Genomic DNA, 22,479 nt, shown 5'->3' on the forward strand with positions numbered 1-22,479 from the left:
GTCTCAAATTCAGACACCCGAACAGGTGTTCGATCCTCGTGTACGGTGGAGTGCATGAGTCACGCACTCCAGGGTTCACTCTTCGGCTCCGCGTCGACGGGGGTTTCGCTGAGCTCCCTCGCCGGTGCCCGGCGCACGGAGCTGAGCCGCGGCGCGTGGATCGACGTGCTGCCGGGCTGGCTGTCCGGCTCCGACGAGTTGTTCACACAGCTCGTTTCGGAGGTGCCGTGGCACGCCGAGCGGCGCCAGATGTACGACCGGGTGGTGGCGGTGCCCCGGCTGCTGTGCTTCTACCGCGAGGACGAGGCGTTGCCGCACCCGGTGCTCACCGAGGCGCGTTCCCGGCTATCCGAGCACTACGCCGGCGAGCTCGGCGAACCCTTCCGCACCGCCGGCCTCTGCTACTACCGCGACGGGCGCGACAGCGTCGCGTGGCACGGCGACACCATCGGCCGCGGCAGCGCCGAAGACACCATGGTCGCGATCGTCTCGGTGGGCACAGCGCGCCACCTCGCCCTCCGTCCCCGCGGTGGCGGCGAGTCCCTCCGCTACCCGCTGGGCCACGGCGACCTGATCGTCATGGGTGGCTCGTGCCAGCGCACGTGGGAACACGCCATCCCCAAGACCGGCAAGGGGGTGGGGCCGCGGATCAGCATCCAGTTCCGGCCGCGAGGGGTCCGGTGAGGCCGAGACCGGTCCCGCGCCGTCAGCGCACGTGAACCGGCAGTGAATCCAGCCCGTAGACGATCGACACCTTGCGGAATTCCAGCTCGTCCGGCGCCACCGCCAGGCGCAGGTCCGGGAAGCGCTTGACGAGGGCCGGGTAGGCCGTGCGGAGTTCCATGCGGGCGAGTTCCGCGCCGATGCAGCGGTGGATGCCGTAGCCGAACGCGAGGTGCGACGTGGGCTCGCGGGTGGCGTCGAACTGTTCCATGCCGGTACCCAGAGCGGGGTCGCGGTCGGCGACGGAGAGGGACACCAGCACGATGTCGCCCTTGGCGATGGAGACGCCGGCGACCTCCATGTCCTCCTTGGCGAAGCGCGGGAACGCCATCTGCACCACCGTGAGGTAGCGCAGCAGCTCCTCGACGAACCGGTGCACGGAGTCCTCGTCGCCGCGGACGGCGTCGAAGGCGGCCGGGTCGCGCAGCAGGACGATGGCGCCGAGGGCGAGCATGCTGGCCGTGGTCTCGAGGCCGCCCGTGAGCACACCGTCGGCGAGGCCGGCGAGCTCGCGGTCGTCGATCTCGTCGCCGTGTTCCTTGATGAGCATGCCGAGCAGGCCGTCGCCCGGTTGTTCGCGCTGCTTCTTGACGATGTCGAGCAAGTAGGTGAGCGATTCCGAGATCGCGCCCAGCGACGCGCCCGCGCCGCCGAACAGGTCGAAACGCGCGGTGCTCAGGCGCTGGAAGTCGGCGCGGTCCTCATAGGACACACCGAGCAGCTCGCAGATCGTGAGCGACGGGATCGGCAGCGCGAACGACTCCCACAGGTCCACCGGCCCCTCGGCGGCGGCCATCGCGTCGAGCTGCTCGGCCACGATCTCGTCGATCCGCGGCGTCAGCCGGGACAGGCGGCGCATCGTGAACTCCGGCGTGAGCAGCTTGCGCAGCCGCGAGTGCACCGGCGGGTCGGCGAAGCCCAGCCCGCCGGGGTTCTGGTCCTCGGTCACGCCGGCGCTGCCGACGAGGTTCGTGAAGTCGTTGCTGAACTCCGTGACCTTCCCGAGGACGGCTTTGGACTCCTCGTACCCCGTCACGAGCCAGGCGTTCATGCCGAACGGCAGGTCGAGCTTGCTGATGGGCGCCTCGGCCCGGCGCTCGCCCAGCGACGGCACCGGGTCCAGCCCCACGCGCCGCAGCGGCTCCAGCGCGGAATCGGGCAGGAACGCCATTTTTTCGAGGTCGAAGCCCTTTTTCTGCTGCCGGGCGATGTACCGGCGGCCTGCCCAGGCGAGGACACGCGAGCGGAGACTCCCCATGGCGGCGACACTACCCCACCCGGCATCCGGGTGATCCGCGCGGCGACGCCTGTCACCTGCGGTTGGGGATCACGACAGGTGCCGTGACCAGGCCGTGATCACCGGTGCCGGAAGCGCGACCGGCCGCCGGCGGCGGCGACCGGACGCGCCACCGCTCGTCCCTTCGCGCGCGGGGTCAGCCGCGGTTGTTCACCCAGCCCTTCACCGCACTCGCGCACTGGTAGCGGACGACCACGTGTGACTTGTTCGCGTAGTCGCCGCTGGCCCCGGCCAGATCCCACGGGCCCGGCCGGTCCGGGTCGACCTTCCCGCCGGCCTGGACCGTGACGACGTCCCGGCCCGCGAGACCGGGGGTGTCCCCCACGAGCGAGATGCCGTCGATGGTGATCGGGTCGTTGTAACTCGACGCCAGCCTCAGGTACCGGCCGCCGTTCACCGGGATGTGGAGCTTGCCCCACTCGCCGTTCTCGGTCGCTTCTCCGCGGTCGCTGCTCATGTCTTCGTCCTCCTCGTCTCCCGGGGCCTTGAACGCGCCGAGGTGCGCGCTGGTGTAGGACTCGTCCAGGTCCACCCCGGCGGCGGTGATGCCGGGGATCGAGCCGGACGAGCTGTACTGGTGGATGTCGTAGCGGCCGGCCGCCGCGGCGGGCCGCGCGCCGTAGCGGGCGATCCAGATCACGAGCCCGGGGATGCCCCAGTTGTCCGGCCGCAGCAAAGTCGCGAGCGCGTTGTTCATGTACACACCGGGCCGGAACCCGCGGGCGTCGAGCCGCCGGCAGAACGCCTTGCCGAACGCGGCTTTCTGACTGTCGGGGATGTTCGGCATCCCCGAACCGGCCGGGTTGTCCTCGAGGTCGAGCATCGGGACGCAGCCGGTGGCGCCGAGCCGGGCCACCTCGCCGAGCAGGATGTCGGCCTGCGCTTCCGCGCCGGGATTGGCCTGGACGAAGTGGTAACCGCCGACCGGGATGCCGACCGATCTGGCGCCGCTCACCTCGTTGTCCCCCGTGCCGCCGAGGGGCGTGCCGCCACCGTCGGTCAGCTTCACGTAGACGAACGTGACGCCGGCCTGTTTGACCCGGGGCCAGCTGGTCACGGTCTGGAACCTGCGGTAGATGTCGATGCCGAGCGCCATCAGCAACCGCCTTCCGTGAAGGAGGGGGCCGTTGCGCTTGCGCCCGGCTCGCGAATGGTGTGCACCACGCGCCGATCCCCCCAGTTCATCCGACAGCCTTGTGAGAGCCGGAGCCACTTCGCAATGTGCCACGCTCGCCACCCGGAAGAAACCGCCAGTATGAGTAGTAACCCACCCGAATGTCGGATTGCCGGATGACGCGCGCGATGCACGCCGGGGCGCCTGGTTTGTCGGTGCCGCCCGCCAGACTGGGACCGGCCCGGGCCTCGCTCCGGTCGACGGGCCGCCGGACGGAAAGGGCACGACGAACGACGGGACGACGTGAGAGGCTCACTTCAGGAAGGGGAGGAATCGGACATGACGGCGGCGCTCATCGGGCGCGAGCACCCCGCCTCGGTGCTGCGCGCCGAGCTGGCGCGCGCGATGGCGAGCCACGGCGGCCTCGTGCTGGTCACCGGCGAAGCGGGCATCGGCAAGACCACGCTCGTGAGCGGGCTGGCCGACGAGGCTCGCGAACGCGGTGCGCTGGTGCTCACCGGCACGTGCTGGGAATCGGGCAGCGCGCCCGGTTACTGGCCGTGGGTGCAGGTCGTGCGCGCGCTGCGCCGGGCCGCCGAGCCGCACGAGTGGGCTGCCGCCGATTCGGCGACGCTGTCGGCCCTGCTCGGCGAGTCTCCCGAGCCCGGGGACGTCTTCCGCCTGCACGACGCCGTCACGAGCGCGCTGGTCACGCTGGCGCACGACCGGCCGGTGGTGGTCGTGCTCGACGACCTGCACTGGGCCGACCCGTCTTCGCTGCGGCTGCTGGACTTCGCGGCCCGCCACACGTGGTTCGAGCGGCTGCTGCTCATCGGCACCTACCGCGACGTCGAGGTCGACGCCGCCGACCACCCGCTGCACCCGCTCGTGCTGCCGCTGGTCGCGAAGGCCACCACCGTCACGCTCACCGGCCTGGCACCGGCGGAGGTCGCCGAGCTCATGGTCCGCACGGCGGGCACGGATCCCGGCGTGGAGCTGGCCGCCGACGTCCACCGGCGCACCGGCGGCAACCCCTTCTTCGTCGAACAGACCGCGCGGCTGTGGCGCAGCGGCAGCCCGGTGTCGGCCGTCGCGCCGGGTGTCGCCGACGCGTTGCAGCGCCGCCTTTCGCTGCTGCCCGCGCCGGTCGCGGACCTGCTCACGGACGCGTCGGTGCTCGGGCGGGAGTTCTCGTTGCGGCTGCTCGCGACCGTCGCCGGCGCGCCCGTGCCACAGGTCGATCACCTGCTCGCGCAGGCCGTCGCCGCGCGGCTCGTGGTCTCGCTCGGCGAGGGCCGTTTCGCCTTCGCCCACGACCTGGTCCGCGAGTCGCGGTACGCGGATCTCCGGCCGGAAGACGCACAACGGCGCCACGCCGCTGCCTCGCGGGCGGACCCCTCGCTCGTCGGCCCCGCTGAACGCGCGCGCCACGCGTACGCGGCGGGACCGCTCGTGGACGCCGCCCGCACCGTCGAACTGCTGCTCGCCGCCGCGCGGGACGCGAGTGCGCGGCTGGCCATCGAGGAGTCGGTCGGGCACCTGCGCCGCGCGCTGGAGCTCGCACCGACGGGCCGCACCCGCGCCGTGGTGGCGCTGGAGCTCGGCACGATCCTGTGGCGCTTCGACGAGAAGGACGCGGCGTGGGAGCACTTCGAAGCGGCCGTCGCCGAGGTCCGTGAGCTCGACGACGCGGAGCTGATCGCGCGCGCCGGCCTCACGCTCGTGCGGGCGGACCCCGGCGGGGTGCGCCATGAGCTCATCGCCGACTTGCTGCTGGAGGCCCATCGGCGCCTGTGCGGGGGCACGCCCGGCGAACAGCTGTCGCTGGACCGCGTCACGCTGGAGCTCACCGCGCGCGCCGCCATGCTGGCGCGCGACGACAAGGACGACCACGCGCTGGCGTTTTCCTTGTGGGCGCGGCACGACGCGATCTGGGGTCCCGGCAGCGGCGCCGAACGCGAGCGGCTCACCGATGAGCTGGCGGCGATCGCGAAACGCACCGGTGATCGCGAGAACGAGTACTTCGCGTCGTCGCTGAAGTGGGTCGCGCTGCTGGAGCAGGGCGATCCGCGCTACCTCGACCAGTTCCGCTCGTTCCAGTCCCTCACGGCCGAAATCGGCCTGCGCGGCGCCGAGCTCGCGGCGATGATCGACCGCAGCATCATCCAGTGCTTGCACGGCCGGTTCGCCGAGGGCGAGGCCACGCTCGAAGAATCGCTCGCCGTCTACACCGGCGGCAACGAACGCGAGTTCGGGTTCATGGCCGATCAGTTGCGCTGGAGCGCGTTGCTGCTGCAGGGCCGGTTCGCGGAGCTCGCCGAGCTGCCCGGGCGCATGGCCGCGGCCGGCCACGAGCACCCGGGCCTGCTGCGCGCCCTCGCCGCCGCCCATGCCGGCGACGCGGCCGCCACGCGCGAACGGATGGCCGACGCCGCTGCGGAAGCGCCGTATTCACGGGAGTTCACGCCGCTGTGGCTGCGCTGCCAGGTGCAGGCCGCCGCCGTCCTGGCCGACCGGCCCGCGGCCGAAAGCCTGCTCGCCGAACTGTCGCCGTACTCGGGTGAATGGCTGGTTTCCCTGTACGGCTGCGATTTGAGCGGCCCCGTCGACCTCTGGACGGGCCTGCTCGCGCACACCCTGGGCGAGCACGACCGGGCCGTCGAACTCTTGACGGCCGCCGCGCAGTCCGCCGACCGCCTGCGGGCCCGTCCGTGGTCGATCGAGGCTCGCACCCACCTCGCCTCCGCGCTGCACGCCCGCGGCGACACCGACCGCGCCGCGACGCTCTTCGCCGAGGTGACCGCGGAAGCGGCCGAAATCGGCATGCACCACATCGCCGACCGTGCTCGCTCCGCGCGGACGGAAGCGTTGCCCGCCAACGAGTTCCGCCGCACCGATGCCGTCTGGTCCCTGCGCTACGCCGGCGTCGCCGTCCACGTCCCCGACACCAAGGGCCTGCGCGACCTCCACTTCCTCCTCGGCCGCCCCGGCACCGAGGTCCCCGCCACCACCCTCCTGGACCCGGCCGCCGGCCCCACCACGATCGCCGCCGCTTCCTACACCGGCGACCCCGTCCTGGACGACACGGCCAAAGCGGCCTACCGCCACCGCCTCACCGAACTCGACTCCGCCATCGACCACGCCACCACCCTCGCCGACGACACCCGCGCCGCTGCGCTGGACGAGGAACGCGCCGCCCTCCTCACGGAGCTGCGGCGCTCCTCCGGTCTCGCCGGCCGCACCCGCCGCCTGGGTGACCACTCGGAACGCGCGCGCAAGGCCGTCACCGCCCGGATCCGCGACACCCTCCGCAAACTGGCCGAACAGCACCCCACTCTCGCCGCCCACCTTCAGGAGACCATCACCACGGGCTCCAGTTGTTCCTACGCACCACAGGACTCGATCACCTGGCGGCTCTGACATCACGCCCCCGGGAACCACCACGTGCCACCTGACTGCCGGCAGCACCAGACGAAACCGCCCCGCCGAACGACCGCACACCGCCTGGCGAACGGGGCCCACCACTCCCCAGGCGGAATCCGTGATCGCACACCACACGCAACCGCCGGGCCTCTAAGACACCCTGTGCCCCCGAAAAGCCGAACGCCCACTACGCAGCCGCCTCCGCTGTAACCACTCCTCAATCCCACAAAGCAGAACCCCACTGCCACCGCTCTACGAAACCCCACCAGGCACCCAGCCCCACCCCCCGCACCTCGATCCCCGCGCCCTTCACGGTTCTGGGCTGGTTGTCAAGGCACGCTTTCCAGCCTTGACAACCAGCCCAGAACCGTAGAAACAATCAAAAATCGGGGTGCCTCTCACCCTCAGGGTGCAATGTTGCGCGCCAGCGCAACGAGCCGCCCACCAACACCATCATTTCCTGTTGTACAACCGCATAGTCCACGTCCCGAAAACAACAGTCAGCACCACCGCAGCGATCAACGTCCACATGATCGCCCCGAGATCCCACGATCCCCCCATCATCGACCGCACCCCGCTCACCAACTGCGTGATCGGATTGACCTCGACCACCCCGCGCAACCACCCGGGCATCGTCGCCGGATCGACGTACACATTGGACAGGAACGTCAGCGGCATGATCACCATCATGCTCACGCCCATCACCGACTTCTCCGACCGCAGCAACAAGCCGAACATCGTCCACACCCACGACAGCCCGAAGGAGAACACCAGCAGCAACGCCACCCCGGCCACCACACCGACGATCCCGCCGGCCGGCCGGAACCCCAGGATCAGCCCCACCACCATGATCACCGCGGACGCGATCAGGTACCGCAGCGCGTCGCCGAGCAAATATCCCACCATCGCCGACGGCCGCCAGATCGGCAATGTCCGAAATCGATCAAAGACGCCCTTCTCGATGTCGGTGTTCACCGCGAGCCCGGTGTACATCGTGATCATCACGACGCTCGACGCCAGGATCCCCGGCAGGAAGAACTGCAGGTACGCCCCAGGAGACCCGGCCAGTGCACCACCGAACAGGTACGTGAACATCAACGTCATCATGATCGGGAACGCCGTCACGTCGAACAGCTGCTCCGGCACGTGTTTGATCTTCAACACGGCCCGGCGCCCGAACGTGATCGACGTCGACAGCGCGCTCGGCCGCGGTGGCCGTTCCACCGACACCAGCACGGCCGCGAGGTCCTCCGTCCTCGGCGCCGCGAGTTCGACGTCCGCTTCCCGAACCGTGGTCACGCCGCCACCCCCTCGCCGGCCGGGTGGTCCGTCAACGCCAGGAACACCTCGTCGAGGCTCGGTTGCCCCAGTGAGAACGTGTCCACGGTGATTCCCTCTCTCGCCAGTTCCGCCAACGCCATCGAGGCCCGATCGGCCGCTCCGGTGTGCGCGTCGGCGCTGAGCCGCGCCGTCACGGCCACCGGGTCTTGTTCGAGCTGCACGCTCGCCTCCAACGTCCGGGCGAGCACCTCCGCCGCGGCCGGCCGCTGAGCCGGATCGCGCAGCCGCAGGTGCACGGCCCCGACGCCGACCGCCGCCTTGAGCTCCCCCTTCGTCCCCTCGGCGATGACCTTGCCGTGGTCGATGACCGCGATGCGCGACGCGAGCTGGTCGGCTTCGTCGAGGTACTGCGTGGTGAGCAGGACGGTCGTCCCCTGCGCGACGATCGCGCGCACGATGTCCCACACCTGGTTGCGGCTGCGCGGATCCAGGCCGGTGGTGGGTTCGTCGAGGAAGAGCAGGTCCGGCGTGTTGACGATGCTCGACGCGATGTCGAGGCGCCGCCGCATGCCGCCGGAGTAGTTCTTGACCTGTTTGCCCGCCGCGTCGGTGAGGCCGAACGCGGCCAGCAGCTGCGCGGCCCGTTCGCGTGCGGCCGGTTTGCGGTGCCCGAGCAGCCGGCCGAGCATCACGAGGTTCTCGGTGCCGGTGAGGTCCTCGTCGACGGAGGCGTACTGGCCGGTGAGGCTCACGCGGCTGCGGACGGCGTCGGCGTCGTGCACCACGTCCTTGCCGAACACGCGCGCTTCGCCGCCGTCGGGCCGGGTGAGCGTCGCGAGCATCCGCACCGCGGTGGTCTTGCCCGCGCCGTTGGGGCCGAGGACGCCGTAGACCGTGCCCGCCGGGACGACGAGGTCGATGCCGTCGACCGCGCGGGTCTCGCCGAACACCTTGACGAGTCCGGTGGTCTCGATCGCGGGACTGCTCATGTCTGTCCTTTCGGGATTGTTCGTGATCAGGCGCAGTAGGGCCGGGCGCGCCGCCCGTCGCGCAGGGCGAGCCCCCACCAGACGAGCTCGTCGAGCAGCGTGCTCACGGCGTGCGCGTAGCGGTCGGTGTTCGTGCTGTCGAACTCGAGCAGGTCGAGGCACACCGCGTCGCGCACCGTCGCGGTGTGCAGTTCGGTGAACACGCCGCGCAGCTGCTCCACCGCGTAGCGCCCCGCCGCGCGGTAGCCGTAGGACACGAACCCGACCGGTTTGGCGCGCCACTCGTCGTAGGCGCAGTCGATGGCCTGCTTCAGCGACGCCGGGAAGCTGCGGTTGTACTCCGGCGTGACCACGACATACGCCTCCGCCGCCGCGATCCGGCGCGCGAAGCGGGCCATCGCCTCCGTCGGCGCGGCCGGGTAACACACCGGGATCGCGAACTCGGCGAGGTCCACCACGTCCACCACCACCCCGGCCCGCGCGGCGGCACACCGCACGAACCACCCGCCGACGTCCCCGCCGACCCGCCCCTCGCGCGTACTCCCCACGACGACCGCGACCCTCAAGTCCTCCTGCACACCCTGGGGGCGCCAGACGCGGCGAGTGGGCCGCCAGATTCGATCTGGCAAATCCAGCGTCGACAGCACGGCAGCCGGCAATCCAGAGCTGACGCTGAGCACCGACAACCCAGGACCGACTCCCCGCAACCGAAGGGGCCGTATGTGGTCACGCAGGCAGGCTGTCCACAGGGCATGCAAGTTGTGGACAGCTCCGCCACTTTGCGCGGTGTTTCCGGAAACTGTCGGTGGTCGCCGATACACTGGACGTGGGACGCCCCCCTGGGGAGGGCGGGGGCATGTCTGGTGGAGCTGGTTGCAGGGCGGGCGTGGTCTGTGTTGATCATGTGATTGTCGAAGTCCCATGATCGTGTGAGTGCCGTGCCCGCTGTCTCATCGTTGCGTGATCCCTGCCGTGTTTGATCGTCTGGGCGTGCTCATCGGTGTTGAGGGGGATTCGGGCGGGGTTGCTGGCCTGCGTGAGTTTCTGGATCGGGTCCCTGATCCGCGGCATCGGCGTGGTGTGCGACACCGGGTCGGGTCGGTCCTGGCGTTGGCCGCGGTGGCGGTGGCGGCCGGAGCACGGTCCTTCGCCGCGATCGGGGAATGGGCCGCGGACGCCTCGCCGCAAACCGCACACACTGCGCCCACACCGCACCCGGCCTCACCAATCTCACCGGAACCTGGGCCCACCCACCACACATCGGACACCACGCCCGCAGCCACTGGCACACCGAAAACAAACTCCGCTCGGTCCGCGACCTCACCTGCACCGACGACACCTCCCGCGTCCGCACCGGCACCGCACCCCGCGTCACGGCCAGCCCGCGCAACCCCACCACCAGCGCCCTACGCCACACCGGCTGGACCAACATCCCCGCCGGACCACCCCACCTGACCCGCAACCCCACCCGAGCCCCCACCCTGCCCGGAAACCCACCCAAACAACACAAAGACTTTGCCGGAACCCCGCCGGGGAGGGCTGGGACATGTCCGCTGGGGCTGGCGGGCCGGCTACTCGGCGAGAAGCTTCTCCACCGCGGCGCGCGCTTCCTGGCCGAGGCCGGCGAAGTCCTTGCGGGCCAGGTAGACCGGGAGGTCCGCCGGGGGGAAGTCGAGGTACGGGGTGGCCTGGCGGGCCAGGTCGGTGGCGTCCGTGGCCAAGGTGAAGTTCACGAGGATCGCGGCGTAGTCCGGCCACAGCGTGGGGTGGTCGATGAGGGAGCGGACCGTCGTGGGCTTGGCGGGGGCCGGCGCGCAGGGGTCGGCGACGGACCACGAGAAGTGGCCGTGGCGGACGTGTTCGATCGGGCCGCCGGGGACGTGCACGGTGGCCGTCGCGCCGGGGGGCACGACGAGGTCCAGGGTGAGCCGGCCGGAGGAGCGGCGCCAGGAGACCGAGGCTTCGCCGTACGGGGTGTCGTGGCGGGCCCAGGCGTGGGTGAGGGCCGCGTCGGGCACGGGGCGGATCAGCAGGGAGCGGTAGCCGGGCGCGTCGGGGGCCAGGCCGGCGACCGTGCGGTGCAGGAAGTCGGCCACGGCGCCCAGGGCGTAGTGGTTGAAGGACGTCATCTCGCCGGGGTTGACGGTGCCGTCGGGGAGCAGGGAGTCCCAGCGTTCCCAGATCGTGGTGGCGCCCATGGTCACCGGGTACAGCCAGGACGGGTTGCCGCGCTCGAGCAGCAGCCGGTAGGCGAGGTCGGGGCGGCCGGACGTGGTCAGGGCGTCGGCCACGAGCGGGGTGCCGACGAACCCCGTGCCGATGCGGAAACCGGTCGAGCGGACGAGGTCGGCGAGGCGGCGGCCCGCCGTTTCGCGCTGGGCGGCGTCGGGCAGGAGCGCGAATTCGAGGGCCAGCGCGTACGCCGTCTGCGCGTCGCTCAGCACGCGGCCGGCGCCGGTGACGTATTCGCGCGCGAAGGCCTCCCGCGTGCGGGCCGCGAGGTCCGCGTAGTGCGACCCGTCGACGCCGAGCACGCGCGCGGCGTCCGCGACGATGCCCGCGGAGTGCGCGAGGTAGGCCGTGGCCACCACGTCGGGGTCGGTCTTCGCGGCGAACGGGTTTTCGGGCGGGGCCGTCGGGTCGAGCCAGTCGCCGAACTGGAAGCCGCCGGACCACACGCCGCCCGTGGTGGCCGCGGCCATGCGGTCGACCCAGCCGCGCATGCTCGCGAACTGCCGGCGCAGCACCTCGACGTCGCCGAAGCGCCGGTACAGCACCCACGGCACGACGGTCGCGGCGTCGCCCCACGCGGTGGCGGCAGGCGATTCGGTGTTCAGCACGTCGGGCACCACGAACGGCACCGAACCGTCCGCGAACTGCTCGGCGGCGAGGTCCTTGAGCCACGACGAGAGGAATCCGGCACTGTCGAACAGGAACGAAGCGGTCGGCGAGAACACCTGGATGTCCCCGGTCCAGCCGAGCCGTTCGTCGCGCTGCGGGCAGTCGGTGGGCAGGTCGACGAAGTTGCCGCGCATGCTCCAGACCACATTGTCGTGGAAGCGTTCCAGCAACGGCTCCGAGCACCCGAACCACCCGGTGCGACGCAGATCGCTGCCCACGACCACCCCCTCCGCATCGGACACGGTGAGCCCGTCGACACCGCTGACCTCGGCGTAGCGGAACCCGTGGAACGTGAACTCGGGCTCCAGCACCACCTCGCCGGCGTCGTCGAGGACATACGCATCCGTCGCCCGGGCGCTGCGCAACGGCCGGGTGCCCAGCTCCCCGTGTTCCAGCACCTCCGCGTGGCGCAGCACCACCTCCTGGCCGGCCTTCGCACCGCGCACGCGCAGCCGCACCCAGCCGACGAAGTTCTGTCCGAAGTCGACCAGCGTCTTGCCGGACGGTGATTTCGAAAGGGACACCGCCGGCAGCACCTCCGTCACCCGCACCGGCGGGCCGTCGGGCGCGACGAGCGTGGTGAGATCCGCGTCGAGCACCTCGACACCGTCCACGACGGACTCCTGCGGCCGCAGGTCCGTTCGCTGGCCGTCGTAGAGGTCGTCGTCCACGATGGAGCTCTCCCGAGCCGTCCACCGCTCGTCGGTGGCGGCGACCTCCGTCGTGCCGTCGCGGTAGGTCACTTCCAGCTGGGCCAGCAGCGCGGCGCGGTCACCGTAGACGCCGCGGCGCCCGGTCCAGCCGAGCCGGCCGCGGTACCAGCCGTTGCCGAGCAGCACGTCGAGCGAGTTCTCGCCGTCGCGCAGCAACGCCGTGACGTCGTGGGTCTGGTACCGCAAGCGATTGCGGTAGCTGGTCCAGCCCGGCGCGAGCACCTCGTCGCCGACGCGCGAGCCGTTGAGCGTGGCCACGTAAAGCCCGTGCGCCGTGACGTACAACCGCGCCGACGCCACCGGACCCCGCGCGGTCCACGTGCGGGACACGATCGGCGCGCGCTGCCCGATGGCGCCGATCGTCCGCGGGGAGACGAACTTCGCCCGCCAGTCCGAAGTGGTCAGCAGCCCGGCCTCCACAGTGGCCGGTTCGCTCCAGTCGCTCCACTCCGGACCGGACGCCACGCGCACCCGCACCGTCGCGCGTTCCCGCGCCGCCAGCGGCGCGAACGGCCACGACACCAGCACCTGCTCGGCCGAGTCGATCCGGACGACCTCGCCGCCGTCGCGCTGCACTTCGTAGGCGGTCTGCGCCCAGCCCGGCTCGTCGGTGCGGAACTGCCACGACAGCCGGGGCTCGGCGGTGCCCACGCCCAGCGCGCTGTCGCGGTGTTCGAAGCGGACGGCGGTGACGGTCAAGAGATTCTCCTTCAGGCGAGAGCGGCGCGTTCGGATTCGATCTGCTCCAGCGACTTGCCGGAGGTGTCGGGCATGAAGAAGTACCCGGCCACCCCGCTGATCAGCAGGAACAGCGCCAGCAGCGCGGCCACCGGGCCGATGCCCGCGGTGGCGAGCGCCGGGACGAAGAAGCTCCAGATGCCGAGGACCGTGCGGGCCACGCCGAACGTGAAGCCCTGCGCGGTGCCGCGCAGCATCGTCGGGAACAGCTCCTGGCTGAACACCTTGTAGAACGCCTCGCCGGCGAGCGCGCCGCCGACGGCGAACAGCACGATGTTGGCGAGGATCACCGGCACGGTGAACGGCAGCAGCAGGTAGAGCAGGAACGCCACGACCTGCAGCACCGCCCCGACACCCCACAGCGTGCGGCGGGTCCGGTGGCCCCGGTCCGCGTAGCGCATGAACCACAGCACCGTGGCCAGCGCACCGATCACGAAACCCGCGCACGACAGGGCGACGCTCGCCGCCTGGCTGCCCGCGTTGAGGGTTTTGATGATGTAGGGCGTGAAGATCCCGTTGGTGCCGGCGGCGACGTTCCAGAACACGTAGATCGTCGCCGTCCACCCGAGAGCCTTGAGGTTCCCGCCGGTGAACAGCGCCCGTAGCTTGTGGACGGTCGAAGCGGCCGAAGTGGACGCCGTGCGCCACCGCGCCGATTCGGCCAGCCCGCGCCGCAGCGCCCACGTGAGGACGGCGACCACCAGCAGGTGCGCGAACACGATCCGGATCCCCAGCAGGCCCAGCGGCGACAGCGCGAGCGCGAGCACCAGAACCACGACCGGGCCGGCGTTCCACGCCACCTGCGTGAAGCCGAGCAGTTTGCCGCGCGCCTTCGCCGGCGAGAACTCCCCCACCAGCGCCAGCGACGTCGGCACGTCCGCGCCCACCGCGACGCCGACCACGACGGTGCCGATGAACAGCATCGGCGCGTTCACAGCCAGCATGATGCACGCGATGCCGGCGGCGTACACGAGCAAGTCGTACTTGTAGATCCGCTTGCGGCCCAGCCGGTCACCAAGCCGGCCGCCGATGAACGCGCCGAGCGCGCAGCCCAGCGCGTTGGGCCCGATCGCCGCGAGCGCCCCGACGGCGCCGCTGCCGAGCCCGAGGTACGTCTGGAAGAGCGCCAGGCCGGCGCCGAGCGCCACGATGGACCCGGCGTCGAGGTAGGAGGCCATGCCGGCCAGAACGGACCACTTCCACTGCTGCCGGCTGACCGCCTCGCCGTCTTCGGCGCTGGTCACCCGGACCGGTTCGCGTGATGTCACGCCATCTCCTAGTCGCCGTTGAGCTAGGAATTTCGATCACGTTTTGAAACGTATCAATCATGCGGTAGATGCGAGAGTACCCAGTCGCACCACGTCGAACAAGGCTTGTGAGCCGGTTGTCCGAACGTGGTGAATCGTTTTAGGCTGACGCGAGGCGTGCGGGCGACGGCGGCGGGCGGACCGCGATCGTCGTCGGGCACACTTGATCCGCTGCCGACGCGGGCGCCGCACCTGCGCGCGGTTCGCGGCGGGAAATTCGGTCGCAGCCGGGCGTTTCGCTGCCATGAAACGTTTCACGCGCGTGATAGGCTCACGACCGTCTCGCGGGCGAGGGGAGGGCTGTGGTCGGCATCAAGGACGTCGCCAAGCGGGCGGGCGTCTCGATCGGCACGGTGTCCAATGTGGTCAACCGGCCCCACGTGGTCGCGACGGCCACGCGCAACCGCGTGCTGTCCGTGATCGAAGAGCTGGGGTACGTGCGCGACGAGTCCGCGCGCCAGCTGCGCGCCGGGCGCTCGCGGATCATGGCGCTGCTCGTGCTGGACCTCGGGAACCCGTTCTTCGTGGACGTCGCGCGCGGCGCCGAGGAGGCCGCCCACGCGCGGGGCCTCAACATCATCACGTGCAACAGCGGCCAGCGGGTGGAGACGGAGGCGTCGTACCTTTCGATGCTCGCCGAGCAGCGCGTGCGCGGGGTGCTGCTGAGCCCGGTCGACACGGCCGGCGACGCGATGCAGGCGTTCCGGCGCAGCGGCATCCCGTACGTGTTCGTCGACCGCAAGGTGCCCGCGGAGGACGCGAGCTCGGTATCGGTTGACGACGTCGCGGGCGGCGCGCTCGCCGCGCGGCACCTGCTCGAAACCGGGCACCGGCACATCGGGTTCGTGAACGGTCCCATGATCCTCACGCAGTGCCGCGACCGCGACCAGGGCGTGCGCTCGGCGCTCACCGGCTCGGGCGCGCAGCTGTCGGTGGTGGAGGCGATCGGCCTCGACGTCGCCTCCGGCCGCGACGCCGGCGCACGGCTGCTCGGCATGAGCCCCCGTCCGACGGCCGTGTTCTGCGCCAACGACCTGCTCGCCCTCGGCGTCCTGCAGGCCATGGTCGGCGCCGGCATCCGCGTTCCGCACGAAATGGCGATCGTCGGCTACGACGACATCGAGTTCGCCGGCGCCGCGGCGGTCCCGCTCACGTCCGTGCGCCAGCCCGCCCTGCGCCTGGGCCGCACGGCCGCCGAACAGCTCCTCGCCGAAACGGAAGAGGAGCCGGCGCCGCACCGCCAGGTGGTGTTCACGCCGGAGCTCGTCGTCCGGGAGTCGACGCGCGTCCGCCCCGCCTGACCTACTACGACGTCGGCTGCTTCGACGCGCCGGCACGGCGAAAACCCGTCCGAGCCACCAGGCCACAACCTCGAAAAGCCCAGAGGGGCGGCGCCGAAAACCGGCACCGCCCCGCAGGAAGTGGGGTCCCGGCGGTGTGCCGGGGGTCGGGGCACCGGCACACCGTCGGGAGTCTGTCAGCCCGAACCTGACCCCAGCGCCAGCGCCACCGCGCCCAGCAATGACGCGTCCTGGTCGAACCGAGCCGCCACCAGCTCGGGTGGGAAGGGCACCGCCGCAGCGAGCCGGTCGCGCAAGGCCGGCAGCAGGACGTCCGCCGAGCGCACCAGGCCGCCGCCGACGGCGATGCGTTCGGGGTCCAGCGCGATGGCCAGGTTGGCCACGTGCATGGACAGTTCGTCCAGAGCCGCCGTGACGAGTTCCTTGGCTTGGGTGTTCGTCCGGGCCAGGGAGAACAGTTCCGCGGCCGTGACCGCGCGGCCCAGGACCGAGCGCGCGCGGGTGGCGAGGCCGCGCCCCCCGACGGCTTCCTCCAGTGGCGCGGCGCCGCTGGCGAAGCCGTCGGTGTCGTGCGGGGCGCGGAGGTTGTAGCCGATCTCGCCGGCCGCCCCGTTGGCGCCGCCGAGGAGCACGCCGCCGACGAGGGCGGCGGCGGCGATGCCGGTGCCCAGCGAGAGGAACACCGCCGGGTCGGTGCCGGCGAGGGTGCCCCACGTCCACTCGGCCAGCGCCGCCGCCTTCGCGTCGGTGCCGGTGGTGATGGGCGCGTCGGCGAATTCGACGGCCACGAGCTCGGCCAGGTGCAACTGCTCCCAGCCCGGCACGTTCGGCGCGAGCAGGATGCGGTCGGGCAGGACGATCCCGGGGCTGACGACACCGACGGCCCCGACGCGCGCACCTTCGTCGGCCACCAGTGCCCTGGCCCCGGCGAGCGCGCGCGTCACGACCTGCTCGGCCCCCGCCTCGGCGTCGGTGTCCAGCCGGCGCGTGGCCAGCAGGGTTCCGGCGCGGTCGGCGAGCCCCAACGCCACCTTGGTGCCGCCGAAGTCGATGCCCAGGATCAGCTCTCCGTCCGTCACTCGCGAGTCCCCTCGACGAGCGGCGGACGCACGCCGTGGTCACCCCGCGAGGCGGGCACGACCACGCTGCCGGTGTTGAACCCGTCGACGGTGATCACGGCCGGCGCGCCGTGCAGGTCGGCGGAGCGGTAGGTCACCGTCAGCGTCTGCGACTCACCGGGCCACAGCGTGATGTCGTTGTCGTCCCACGTCGCCGCCGCGAGCTGGTTGTCGCCGGAGGCCACGCCACCGGAGGCGGTGCCCCGGCGGACGTCGGCGCGCAGGAAGAACCCGACGGCCGGCGTTTTCGACGTGTTCGTCACCGTCACCGTGGTCGCCGTGTCGGCGCCGTCCGGGCCCGCGACACGCTTCGTCGAGGACTGTACGCTGACCTGCGCCTTCGGGAGGTCCCGCAGCGCGGACAGGTCGCTGTACTGGCTGAGCGTCGCCTGCGGCTCGCCCAGCGTCTTGTTCCAGTCCACGACGTCCTTCTGCGTGGAGAGCCAGTAGACGTTGCGGTCCACGACCTGCCCGCCCCTGCTCACCTGCAGTTCCACGAAGTACACCTGCGCCTTGGCCGGCGGCTTCGTCTCGGCGGGCACCTTCGGCTCGAGGAGACCGGTCACGACACCCTGCGAGTTCAGCGACACGTTCTCGGCCGTCTGGTCGTCGAGCACCTTGCCCGCGGTGTCGTAGACCTTGGCCCGCACCGAAAGCCCGGACTGCGTACCGGCGCCGAGGTTCGCGACGGTCACGGAGCCGTTGTCGTAGCCGTAGCTCGCGTGCACCGGCGCGTTGGCCTTCTTGGCGCCGAAGAACGCGCCCGGCTGGTCCCCGTCGTCGTTGTAGAGCGACCACAGCAGCGTCGGCCAGCCCTTGTTCAGCTGCCAGTACACGACCCCGGTCGACGGGTTGTCCTTGTCGGTCGAGTGCGCGATGAACGATTCGAACTGCGAGCGCGTGTTCTCGTAGTTCGCGATCTGCGCGGACTCCACGTAGGACTCCAGCGAGTCCCACTTGCCGTAGCGCTGGGTGATGGAGTTGTCCAACGTGTACAGCGTGCCGAACGCGTAGCCACCGTGGTCCGGCTCGAAGTTCGCGTGGTACTGGTTGTACGCCGGATCCTGCCAGAGCTTCGCCTGCTCCTCCGGCGAGAGGAACCGCTTCAGCGAGTCCAAAGTGGGCACCGTGTGGCCCGCGCTCTGCTCGCTCGCGAAGCCCCACGAACCGCCCGCGTTGGTGCGGCTGGAGTCACCGGAGTCGAAGTGCGACGCGTCGTACCAGTACGCCGGCGGAACCCAGTCGTACGGGCCTTCCTTCTCACCGGAGACGCCGAGTGTCGGGGTGCTCTTGTACTCCGCCGAAGCGATCACCGGCACCTGGAAGTCCGCGTCCTTGAACGCGGCGAGCGTCTCGCTCTCCTGCCGCGGGACGGGCTCGTTGTCGCTCCAGCCGTAGTTGAAGACGCTCGGGTGGTTGCGCTCGCGCTGCGCGATCGAGTACGCGGAGTCGTGCATGATCCGGTAGTCGCGGTCGGTCAGCTTCGACGCGTCCTCGGGCTGCCAGGCGTCGCAGCACAGGAAGCCGCCGATCACCAGCAGACCCGCGCGGTCGGCCTGGTCGTAGAAGTCCTGCGGCATGTCGTGGCCCTCGAGCCGCACGCCGGTGAGGCCCATGTTCTTGATGAGCGCCAGCTGGTGGGCGGTGTCGGCCTTGTCGTAGCGCAGGAACAGGTCCGGGGCGAACCCGCCGCCGCGGAACACGAAGTCCTTGCCGTTCACGGCGAACAGCCGCGCACCCTGCGGCAGCGGCGCCGACTTGCCGACCAGCTTCGACGTCACCGTGCGGATGCCGAAGGTGTCCGAAGAGGACGTCGACACCACGCCACCCTGCGCCACCGCGGTGTCCACTGTGTACAGCGGCTGCGCACCCATCGAGTACGGCCACCACACCTGCGGTTTGCGGATCTTCAGCGCGGCGAACTTCGCCGGCGTGAACGTGACCGTCTGCTTGGTGTGCGCGGGCACCGTCACGCTCTGCTTCACCGCGATCGGGGCACCGCCGGACGGCGGGGTGATCGTGGCGCTCACGTCACCGGTCTGCGCCGCCGCGGCGTCGTTGGTGACGTCGACCTTCACCGTGAGCGAGGACGTCGACAGGTCGGCCGCGTTGTCCTGCACCACGTGGGCGTTGTCGCCGCTGAGCGCGTCGGACAGCTGCAGCGTGGGCGGGTACTGGATGCCGGTGTTGTTGTCGGGCGGGATCTGGCCCCAGTCAACCTGGTCGAGGGTGTACATGGTCAGCGGGTTGTTCGGGTACACCTTCACGGCCAAGGTGTTCTTGCCCGGCTTCAGCAGCTTCGTGACGTCGAAGGTGTGGCCCGCGAACGCGCCGCTCACCACGTCCTTGCTCGCGACCATCGTGCCGTTGACCCACACGTCACCCTCGCCGACGATCCCGGGGATCGTGAGCTTGGCGTTCTTGCCCTTGGCGTAACCGGGATCGAAGTCCGCGCGGTACCACCACGGGTCGGCGAACGGCTTCGTGGTCACCGGGCCCAGCTTGTCCACGTACCCGAAGCACTTGCGCAGGTTGTCGGAGTAGAAGACGTTGGGACACTTTCCGTTCTGCACCAGCGCGGTGATCTCGGTGCCCGGGGCGCCCGCGTCGTCCGGCTTGACCGGCAGCCAGCCCTTCGTGGAGTAGCCCGGCTGGGAGACGCGGTCACCGCCGTCCTTGACGCTCGCGGTGGTCAGCACCTGCCAGCCCGCGGTGCCGATCGTGGACCGCCCCTGCTCGTGGGGCTGGTGGTGCTGCGGCTGCGCGGCGGGCGCCTGCGCGGACGCCGTGGCGCTCACCACCCCGGGCACCAGGACCAGCGCGGCGGCCGCCGCGATCCCGGCGACGAGTGGTTTCCTCATCCCTCACGCCCCTTCGGTCTGCTGCTGCGCGAGGACGAACGCCTCGCGGATCTCCTTGGGCCCGAACGGCCACGTCTTCTCCGCCGCCGCGTAGATTCCGAATGCGACGACGCCGAGCACGATCCACACGACCGACAGGATGATCGAGAGGGTCGTGGCCGAGATGTAGATGTAGACCCAGCCGGCGAGCGCGATGATCGTCGGGATCGGGTAGAGGAACTGGCGGTACGGCCGGCGCAGCCCCGGCTGGCGGCGGCGCAGCACCCAGATCGCGGCGACCTGCGCGAGCGACTGGATGATGACGAGCACGGTGACGGCCGCGTTGATCACGTCGGTCAGCGTGAACAGCGAACCGATCGCGGTGATCACGCCCATCGTCAGCACGCCGGCGGTGGGCAGGTTCAGCTTGGGGTGCAGCTTGCCGAACACCGGCAGGAACACCTTGTCGCGCGCGGCTTCGAACGGCACGCGCGAGCCGCCGAGCAGGCCGGCGAACACCGAGCCGATGGCCGCGATGACGATCAAGACGGTGATCACCTTGGCGGTGACCGAACCCCACGCCCGCTCGAGCACGGTGGAGGCGACCGACGTCGCGTTCTTCAGCTCCTCCAACGGGATCGAGCCGAGCACGCCGACCTGCAGCAGGAAGTACAGCGACATGATGCCGAGGATCGAGAAGATGATCGAGCGCGGGATCGTGCGGCCCGGGTTGCGCACCTCGCCACCGAGGTAGGCGGTGGTGTTGTACCCGAGGTAGTCGTAGATCGCGATCACGAGGCCGGCGCCGAGACCGGTCCAGAACGCGCCGCCCGAACCGAAAGCGCCGGGGGTGAAGGCGAACGCCTGGCCGCCGCTGAAGTGCGAGAAGGCCGCGATGATCACCGTCAGCACGGCGATCAGCATGATCACGAACAGGACGGTGGTGAGCTTGCTGATCTGGCCGATCCGGCGGAACAGGGCCAGCACGATCACGGCGACGATCACGATGCCGATGATCTTGCCGAGCGGGGTGACGGCGCCGTCGTCGACCACGCCCGGGACGAGGTAACCGAGGTACTGGACGAGGCCGATGATCCCGGTGGACATGATCAGCGGGATGAACAGCACGGCGCTCCACGCGAACAGGAACGGCATCAGCCGGCCGGTGCGGTACTGGAACGCTTCGCGGAGGTAGATGTAGGTGCCACCCGCCCCGGGCAGCGCGGCGCCGAGCTCGGCCCACACGAGGCCGTCCGCGAGCGCGATGATCGCGCCGACGATCCAGCCGAACATCGCCTGCGGGCCGCCCATGGTCGCGACCATCGCGGGGATCGTCACGAACGGGCCGATCCCGCACATCTGCGTCATGTTGATCGCGGTCGCCTGCAGCGGCCCGATCCTGCGTTCGAGGCCGGTCCGGGGCAGATCCGCCGTCCCGGAACCCCCCGAACGGGTGGGTGAGCTCACGTCGCGCCTCCGTCCAATAGTTAGTAAAGGTTCTTAACATAAGATTTGCGGGGCCGAAAGGGCTCCGTTCGTAAAGTTGTGGAAACACGGTCCGGGCGAGGGTGGGAGCATGCGGGTCGGGACTCCGGCGAACGTGCGCGAGCAGAACCAGCGGCTGGTGCTGGAGCGGCTGCGCGCCGGTGGTTCGGCGACGCGGCCGCAGATCGCCGCGGGCACCGGGCTGTCGAAACCGACCGTCGGCCAGGCGCTGCTCGATCTGGAGCAGTGCGGGCTCGTCCGCGCGGTCGGCCACAGCCCGGCCGGCCCGGGGCGCGCGGCCGTCGTGTACCGCGCGGCGCCGGAAGCCGGCCACGTGGCGGGCGTGGACATCGGGCGGCGTTCGATCCGCGTGGCGATCGCGGATCTGGACGGCGGGGTCGTCGCGCGGCTGGACGAACCGAACCGGTGCCGCTCGGGCAGTGCGCTCGTCCAGGCGGTCCCCGACGCGGTCGCCTCGGCCGCGCTCGCCCCGGAGGACGTCGTGGCAACGGTCGTCGGCACGCCCGGCATCCCGGACCGCGCGTCCGGCACCGTGCACCGCGCGCCGAACCTGCCCGGCTGGGAACGCAAGGGGCTGTTGCACCGGCTGGCGCAGCGCCTGTGCGCGCACGGTTCCGAGCTCGTGGTGGAGAACGACGCGAACCTGTGCGCCGTCGGCGAGCACGCGCTGGGGGCGGCGCTCGGCGTGGACGTGCTCGTGTGCCTCACGGTCGGGACGGGCATCGGCATGGGTGTGCTGGTGGGCGGCAAGCTGTTCCGCGGCGCGCACGGTGCGGCGGGCGAGGTCGCGGATCTGCCGACGGGTGTACCGGGCGTGCGGCCCCACCGTCCCGGGCCGGTGGAAGACGTCGCTTCGGCGCACGCGATCGTGGCCGGCGCGCACGCGCTCGGCTTGACCGCCGCGAGGTCCGCCAAGGACGTCTTCCGCCTCGCGCAGGACGGCGATCCGGTCGCGCTGCGCGTGGTCGAGCAGGAGGCGCAGCACCTCGCGCACGTGGTTGCCGCCGTGACGGCGGTGCTCGACCCGGTGCTGATCGTGCTGGCCGGCGGCTGTGCGCCACTGCTGGCCGAGCCGATGCGCCGCGCGCTGGCCGTGGCGACGCCGTTCGCGCCCGAGATCGTGCCGGGCCGGCTGGGTTCGGAAGCGGTGCTGGCGGGTGCGGTCACGACGGCGGTGGGCACGGCGCGGGAGCTGGTGTTCGAGCGCCGGACGGCCGTGGAGGCCTGA

15 protein-coding genes are annotated in these 22,479 nt (G+C 71.0%); 5 read left to right on the forward strand and 10 right to left on the reverse strand.

The window, feature by feature from the left end; genetic code table 11:
- Positions 1 to 54: 54 nt before the first annotated feature.
- Complete coding sequence (locus tag ACIA77_RS12145) at positions 55 to 684, forward strand: alpha-ketoglutarate-dependent dioxygenase AlkB (protein WP_395885876.1); 630 nt, start codon at positions 55 to 57, stop codon at positions 682 to 684.
- Between the two features lie 22 nt (positions 685 to 706).
- Here ACIA77_RS12145 and ACIA77_RS12150 read toward each other — a convergent pair whose 3' ends face one another.
- On the reverse strand, positions 707 to 1,981 hold the full coding sequence (locus ACIA77_RS12150) for a cytochrome P450 (protein ID WP_395885877.1): 1,275 nt from the start codon (positions 1,979 to 1,981) through the stop codon (positions 707 to 709).
- A 175-nt stretch (positions 1,982 to 2,156) separates the two neighbouring features.
- On the reverse strand, positions 2,157 to 3,116 hold the full coding sequence (locus tag ACIA77_RS12155; RefSeq protein WP_395885878.1) for a GH25 family lysozyme: 960 nt from the start codon (positions 3,114 to 3,116) through the stop codon (positions 2,157 to 2,159).
- 357 nt (positions 3,117 to 3,473) lie between these two features.
- Between ACIA77_RS12155 and ACIA77_RS12160 the strand changes: the two genes are divergently transcribed.
- On the forward strand, positions 3,474 to 6,554 hold the full coding sequence (locus ACIA77_RS12160) for an ATP-binding protein (protein WP_395885879.1): 3,081 nt from the start codon (positions 3,474 to 3,476) through the stop codon (positions 6,552 to 6,554).
- 456 nt (positions 6,555 to 7,010) lie between these two features.
- Here the strand turns inward: ACIA77_RS12160 and ACIA77_RS12165 are convergent, their stop codons facing one another.
- Genes ACIA77_RS12165 through ACIA77_RS12175 form a run of 3 tightly spaced genes read right to left on the reverse strand, consistent with a single transcriptional unit; the run spans position 7,011 to position 9,405 of the window.
- The gene (locus ACIA77_RS12165) at positions 7,011 to 7,856 is read right to left on the reverse strand and encodes an ABC transporter permease (RefSeq protein ID WP_395885880.1); all 846 of its coding nucleotides are present in this window, start codon (positions 7,854 to 7,856) and stop codon (positions 7,011 to 7,013) included.
- The gene (locus ACIA77_RS12170; RefSeq protein WP_395885881.1) at positions 7,853 to 8,827 is read right to left on the reverse strand and encodes an ATP-binding cassette domain-containing protein; all 975 of its coding nucleotides are present in this window, start codon (positions 8,825 to 8,827) and stop codon (positions 7,853 to 7,855) included. Before ACIA77_RS12170 ends, ACIA77_RS12165 begins: the two co-directional genes overlap by 4 nt.
- Before the next feature lie 26 nt (positions 8,828 to 8,853).
- Complete coding sequence (locus ACIA77_RS12175; protein ID WP_395885882.1) at positions 8,854 to 9,405, reverse strand: NADPH-dependent FMN reductase; 552 nt, start codon at positions 9,403 to 9,405, stop codon at positions 8,854 to 8,856.
- Between the two features lie 502 nt (positions 9,406 to 9,907).
- Between ACIA77_RS12175 and ACIA77_RS12180 the strand changes: the two genes are divergently transcribed.
- The gene (locus ACIA77_RS12180) at positions 9,908 to 10,282 is read left to right on the forward strand and encodes a hypothetical protein (protein ID WP_395886200.1); all 375 of its coding nucleotides are present in this window, start codon (positions 9,908 to 9,910) and stop codon (positions 10,280 to 10,282) included.
- 116 nt (positions 10,283 to 10,398) lie between these two features.
- Here ACIA77_RS12180 and ACIA77_RS12185 read toward each other — a convergent pair whose 3' ends face one another.
- Both ACIA77_RS12185 and ACIA77_RS12190 read right to left on the reverse strand, forming a co-directional pair.
- Positions 10,399 to 13,140 carry a family 78 glycoside hydrolase catalytic domain gene (locus ACIA77_RS12185; RefSeq protein WP_395885883.1) on the reverse strand — a complete coding sequence of 914 codons (2,742 nt, stop codon included), beginning with the start codon at positions 13,138 to 13,140 and terminating at the stop codon, positions 10,399 to 10,401.
- A gap of 11 nt (positions 13,141 to 13,151) precedes the next feature.
- Entirely contained in the window at positions 13,152 to 14,447 is a 1,296-nt protein-coding gene (locus ACIA77_RS12190) for an MFS transporter (protein ID WP_395885884.1), read from the reverse strand.
- 341 nt (positions 14,448 to 14,788) lie between these two features.
- Here ACIA77_RS12190 and ACIA77_RS12195 point away from each other — a divergent pair, with 341 nt between their 5' ends.
- Positions 14,789 to 15,787: a LacI family DNA-binding transcriptional regulator gene (locus tag ACIA77_RS12195; RefSeq protein ID WP_395885885.1), complete on the forward strand. Its 999-nt coding sequence runs from the start codon at positions 14,789 to 14,791 to the stop codon at positions 15,785 to 15,787.
- 176 nt (positions 15,788 to 15,963) lie between these two features.
- Here ACIA77_RS12195 and ACIA77_RS12200 read toward each other — a convergent pair whose 3' ends face one another.
- Genes ACIA77_RS12200 through ACIA77_RS12210 form a run of 3 tightly spaced genes read right to left on the reverse strand, consistent with a single transcriptional unit; the run spans position 15,964 to position 21,212 of the window.
- Positions 15,964 to 16,866 (reverse strand): ROK family protein, encoded by a 903-nt coding sequence (locus ACIA77_RS12200; protein WP_395885886.1) that lies wholly within the window; start codon positions 16,864 to 16,866, stop codon positions 15,964 to 15,966.
- Complete coding sequence (locus tag ACIA77_RS12205; RefSeq protein ID WP_395885887.1) at positions 16,863 to 19,766, reverse strand: glycosyl hydrolase 2 galactose-binding domain-containing protein; 2,904 nt, start codon at positions 19,764 to 19,766, stop codon at positions 16,863 to 16,865. The genes ACIA77_RS12200 and ACIA77_RS12205 overlap by 4 nt, the downstream gene beginning before the upstream one ends.
- Positions 19,767 to 19,769: 3 nt before the next feature.
- Positions 19,770 to 21,212: an APC family permease gene (locus ACIA77_RS12210; RefSeq protein WP_395885888.1), complete on the reverse strand. Its 1,443-nt coding sequence runs from the start codon at positions 21,210 to 21,212 to the stop codon at positions 19,770 to 19,772.
- Positions 21,213 to 21,321: 109 nt separating this feature from the next.
- Between ACIA77_RS12210 and ACIA77_RS12215 the strand changes: the two genes are divergently transcribed.
- Positions 21,322 to 22,479: an ROK family protein gene (locus ACIA77_RS12215; protein ID WP_395885889.1), complete on the forward strand. Its 1,158-nt coding sequence runs from the start codon at positions 21,322 to 21,324 to the stop codon at positions 22,477 to 22,479.

Origin of the sequence: Amycolatopsis sp. NPDC051903 (assembly GCF_044452505.1) — a bacterium.
Taxonomy (GTDB): domain Bacteria; phylum Actinomycetota; class Actinomycetes; order Mycobacteriales; family Pseudonocardiaceae; genus Amycolatopsis.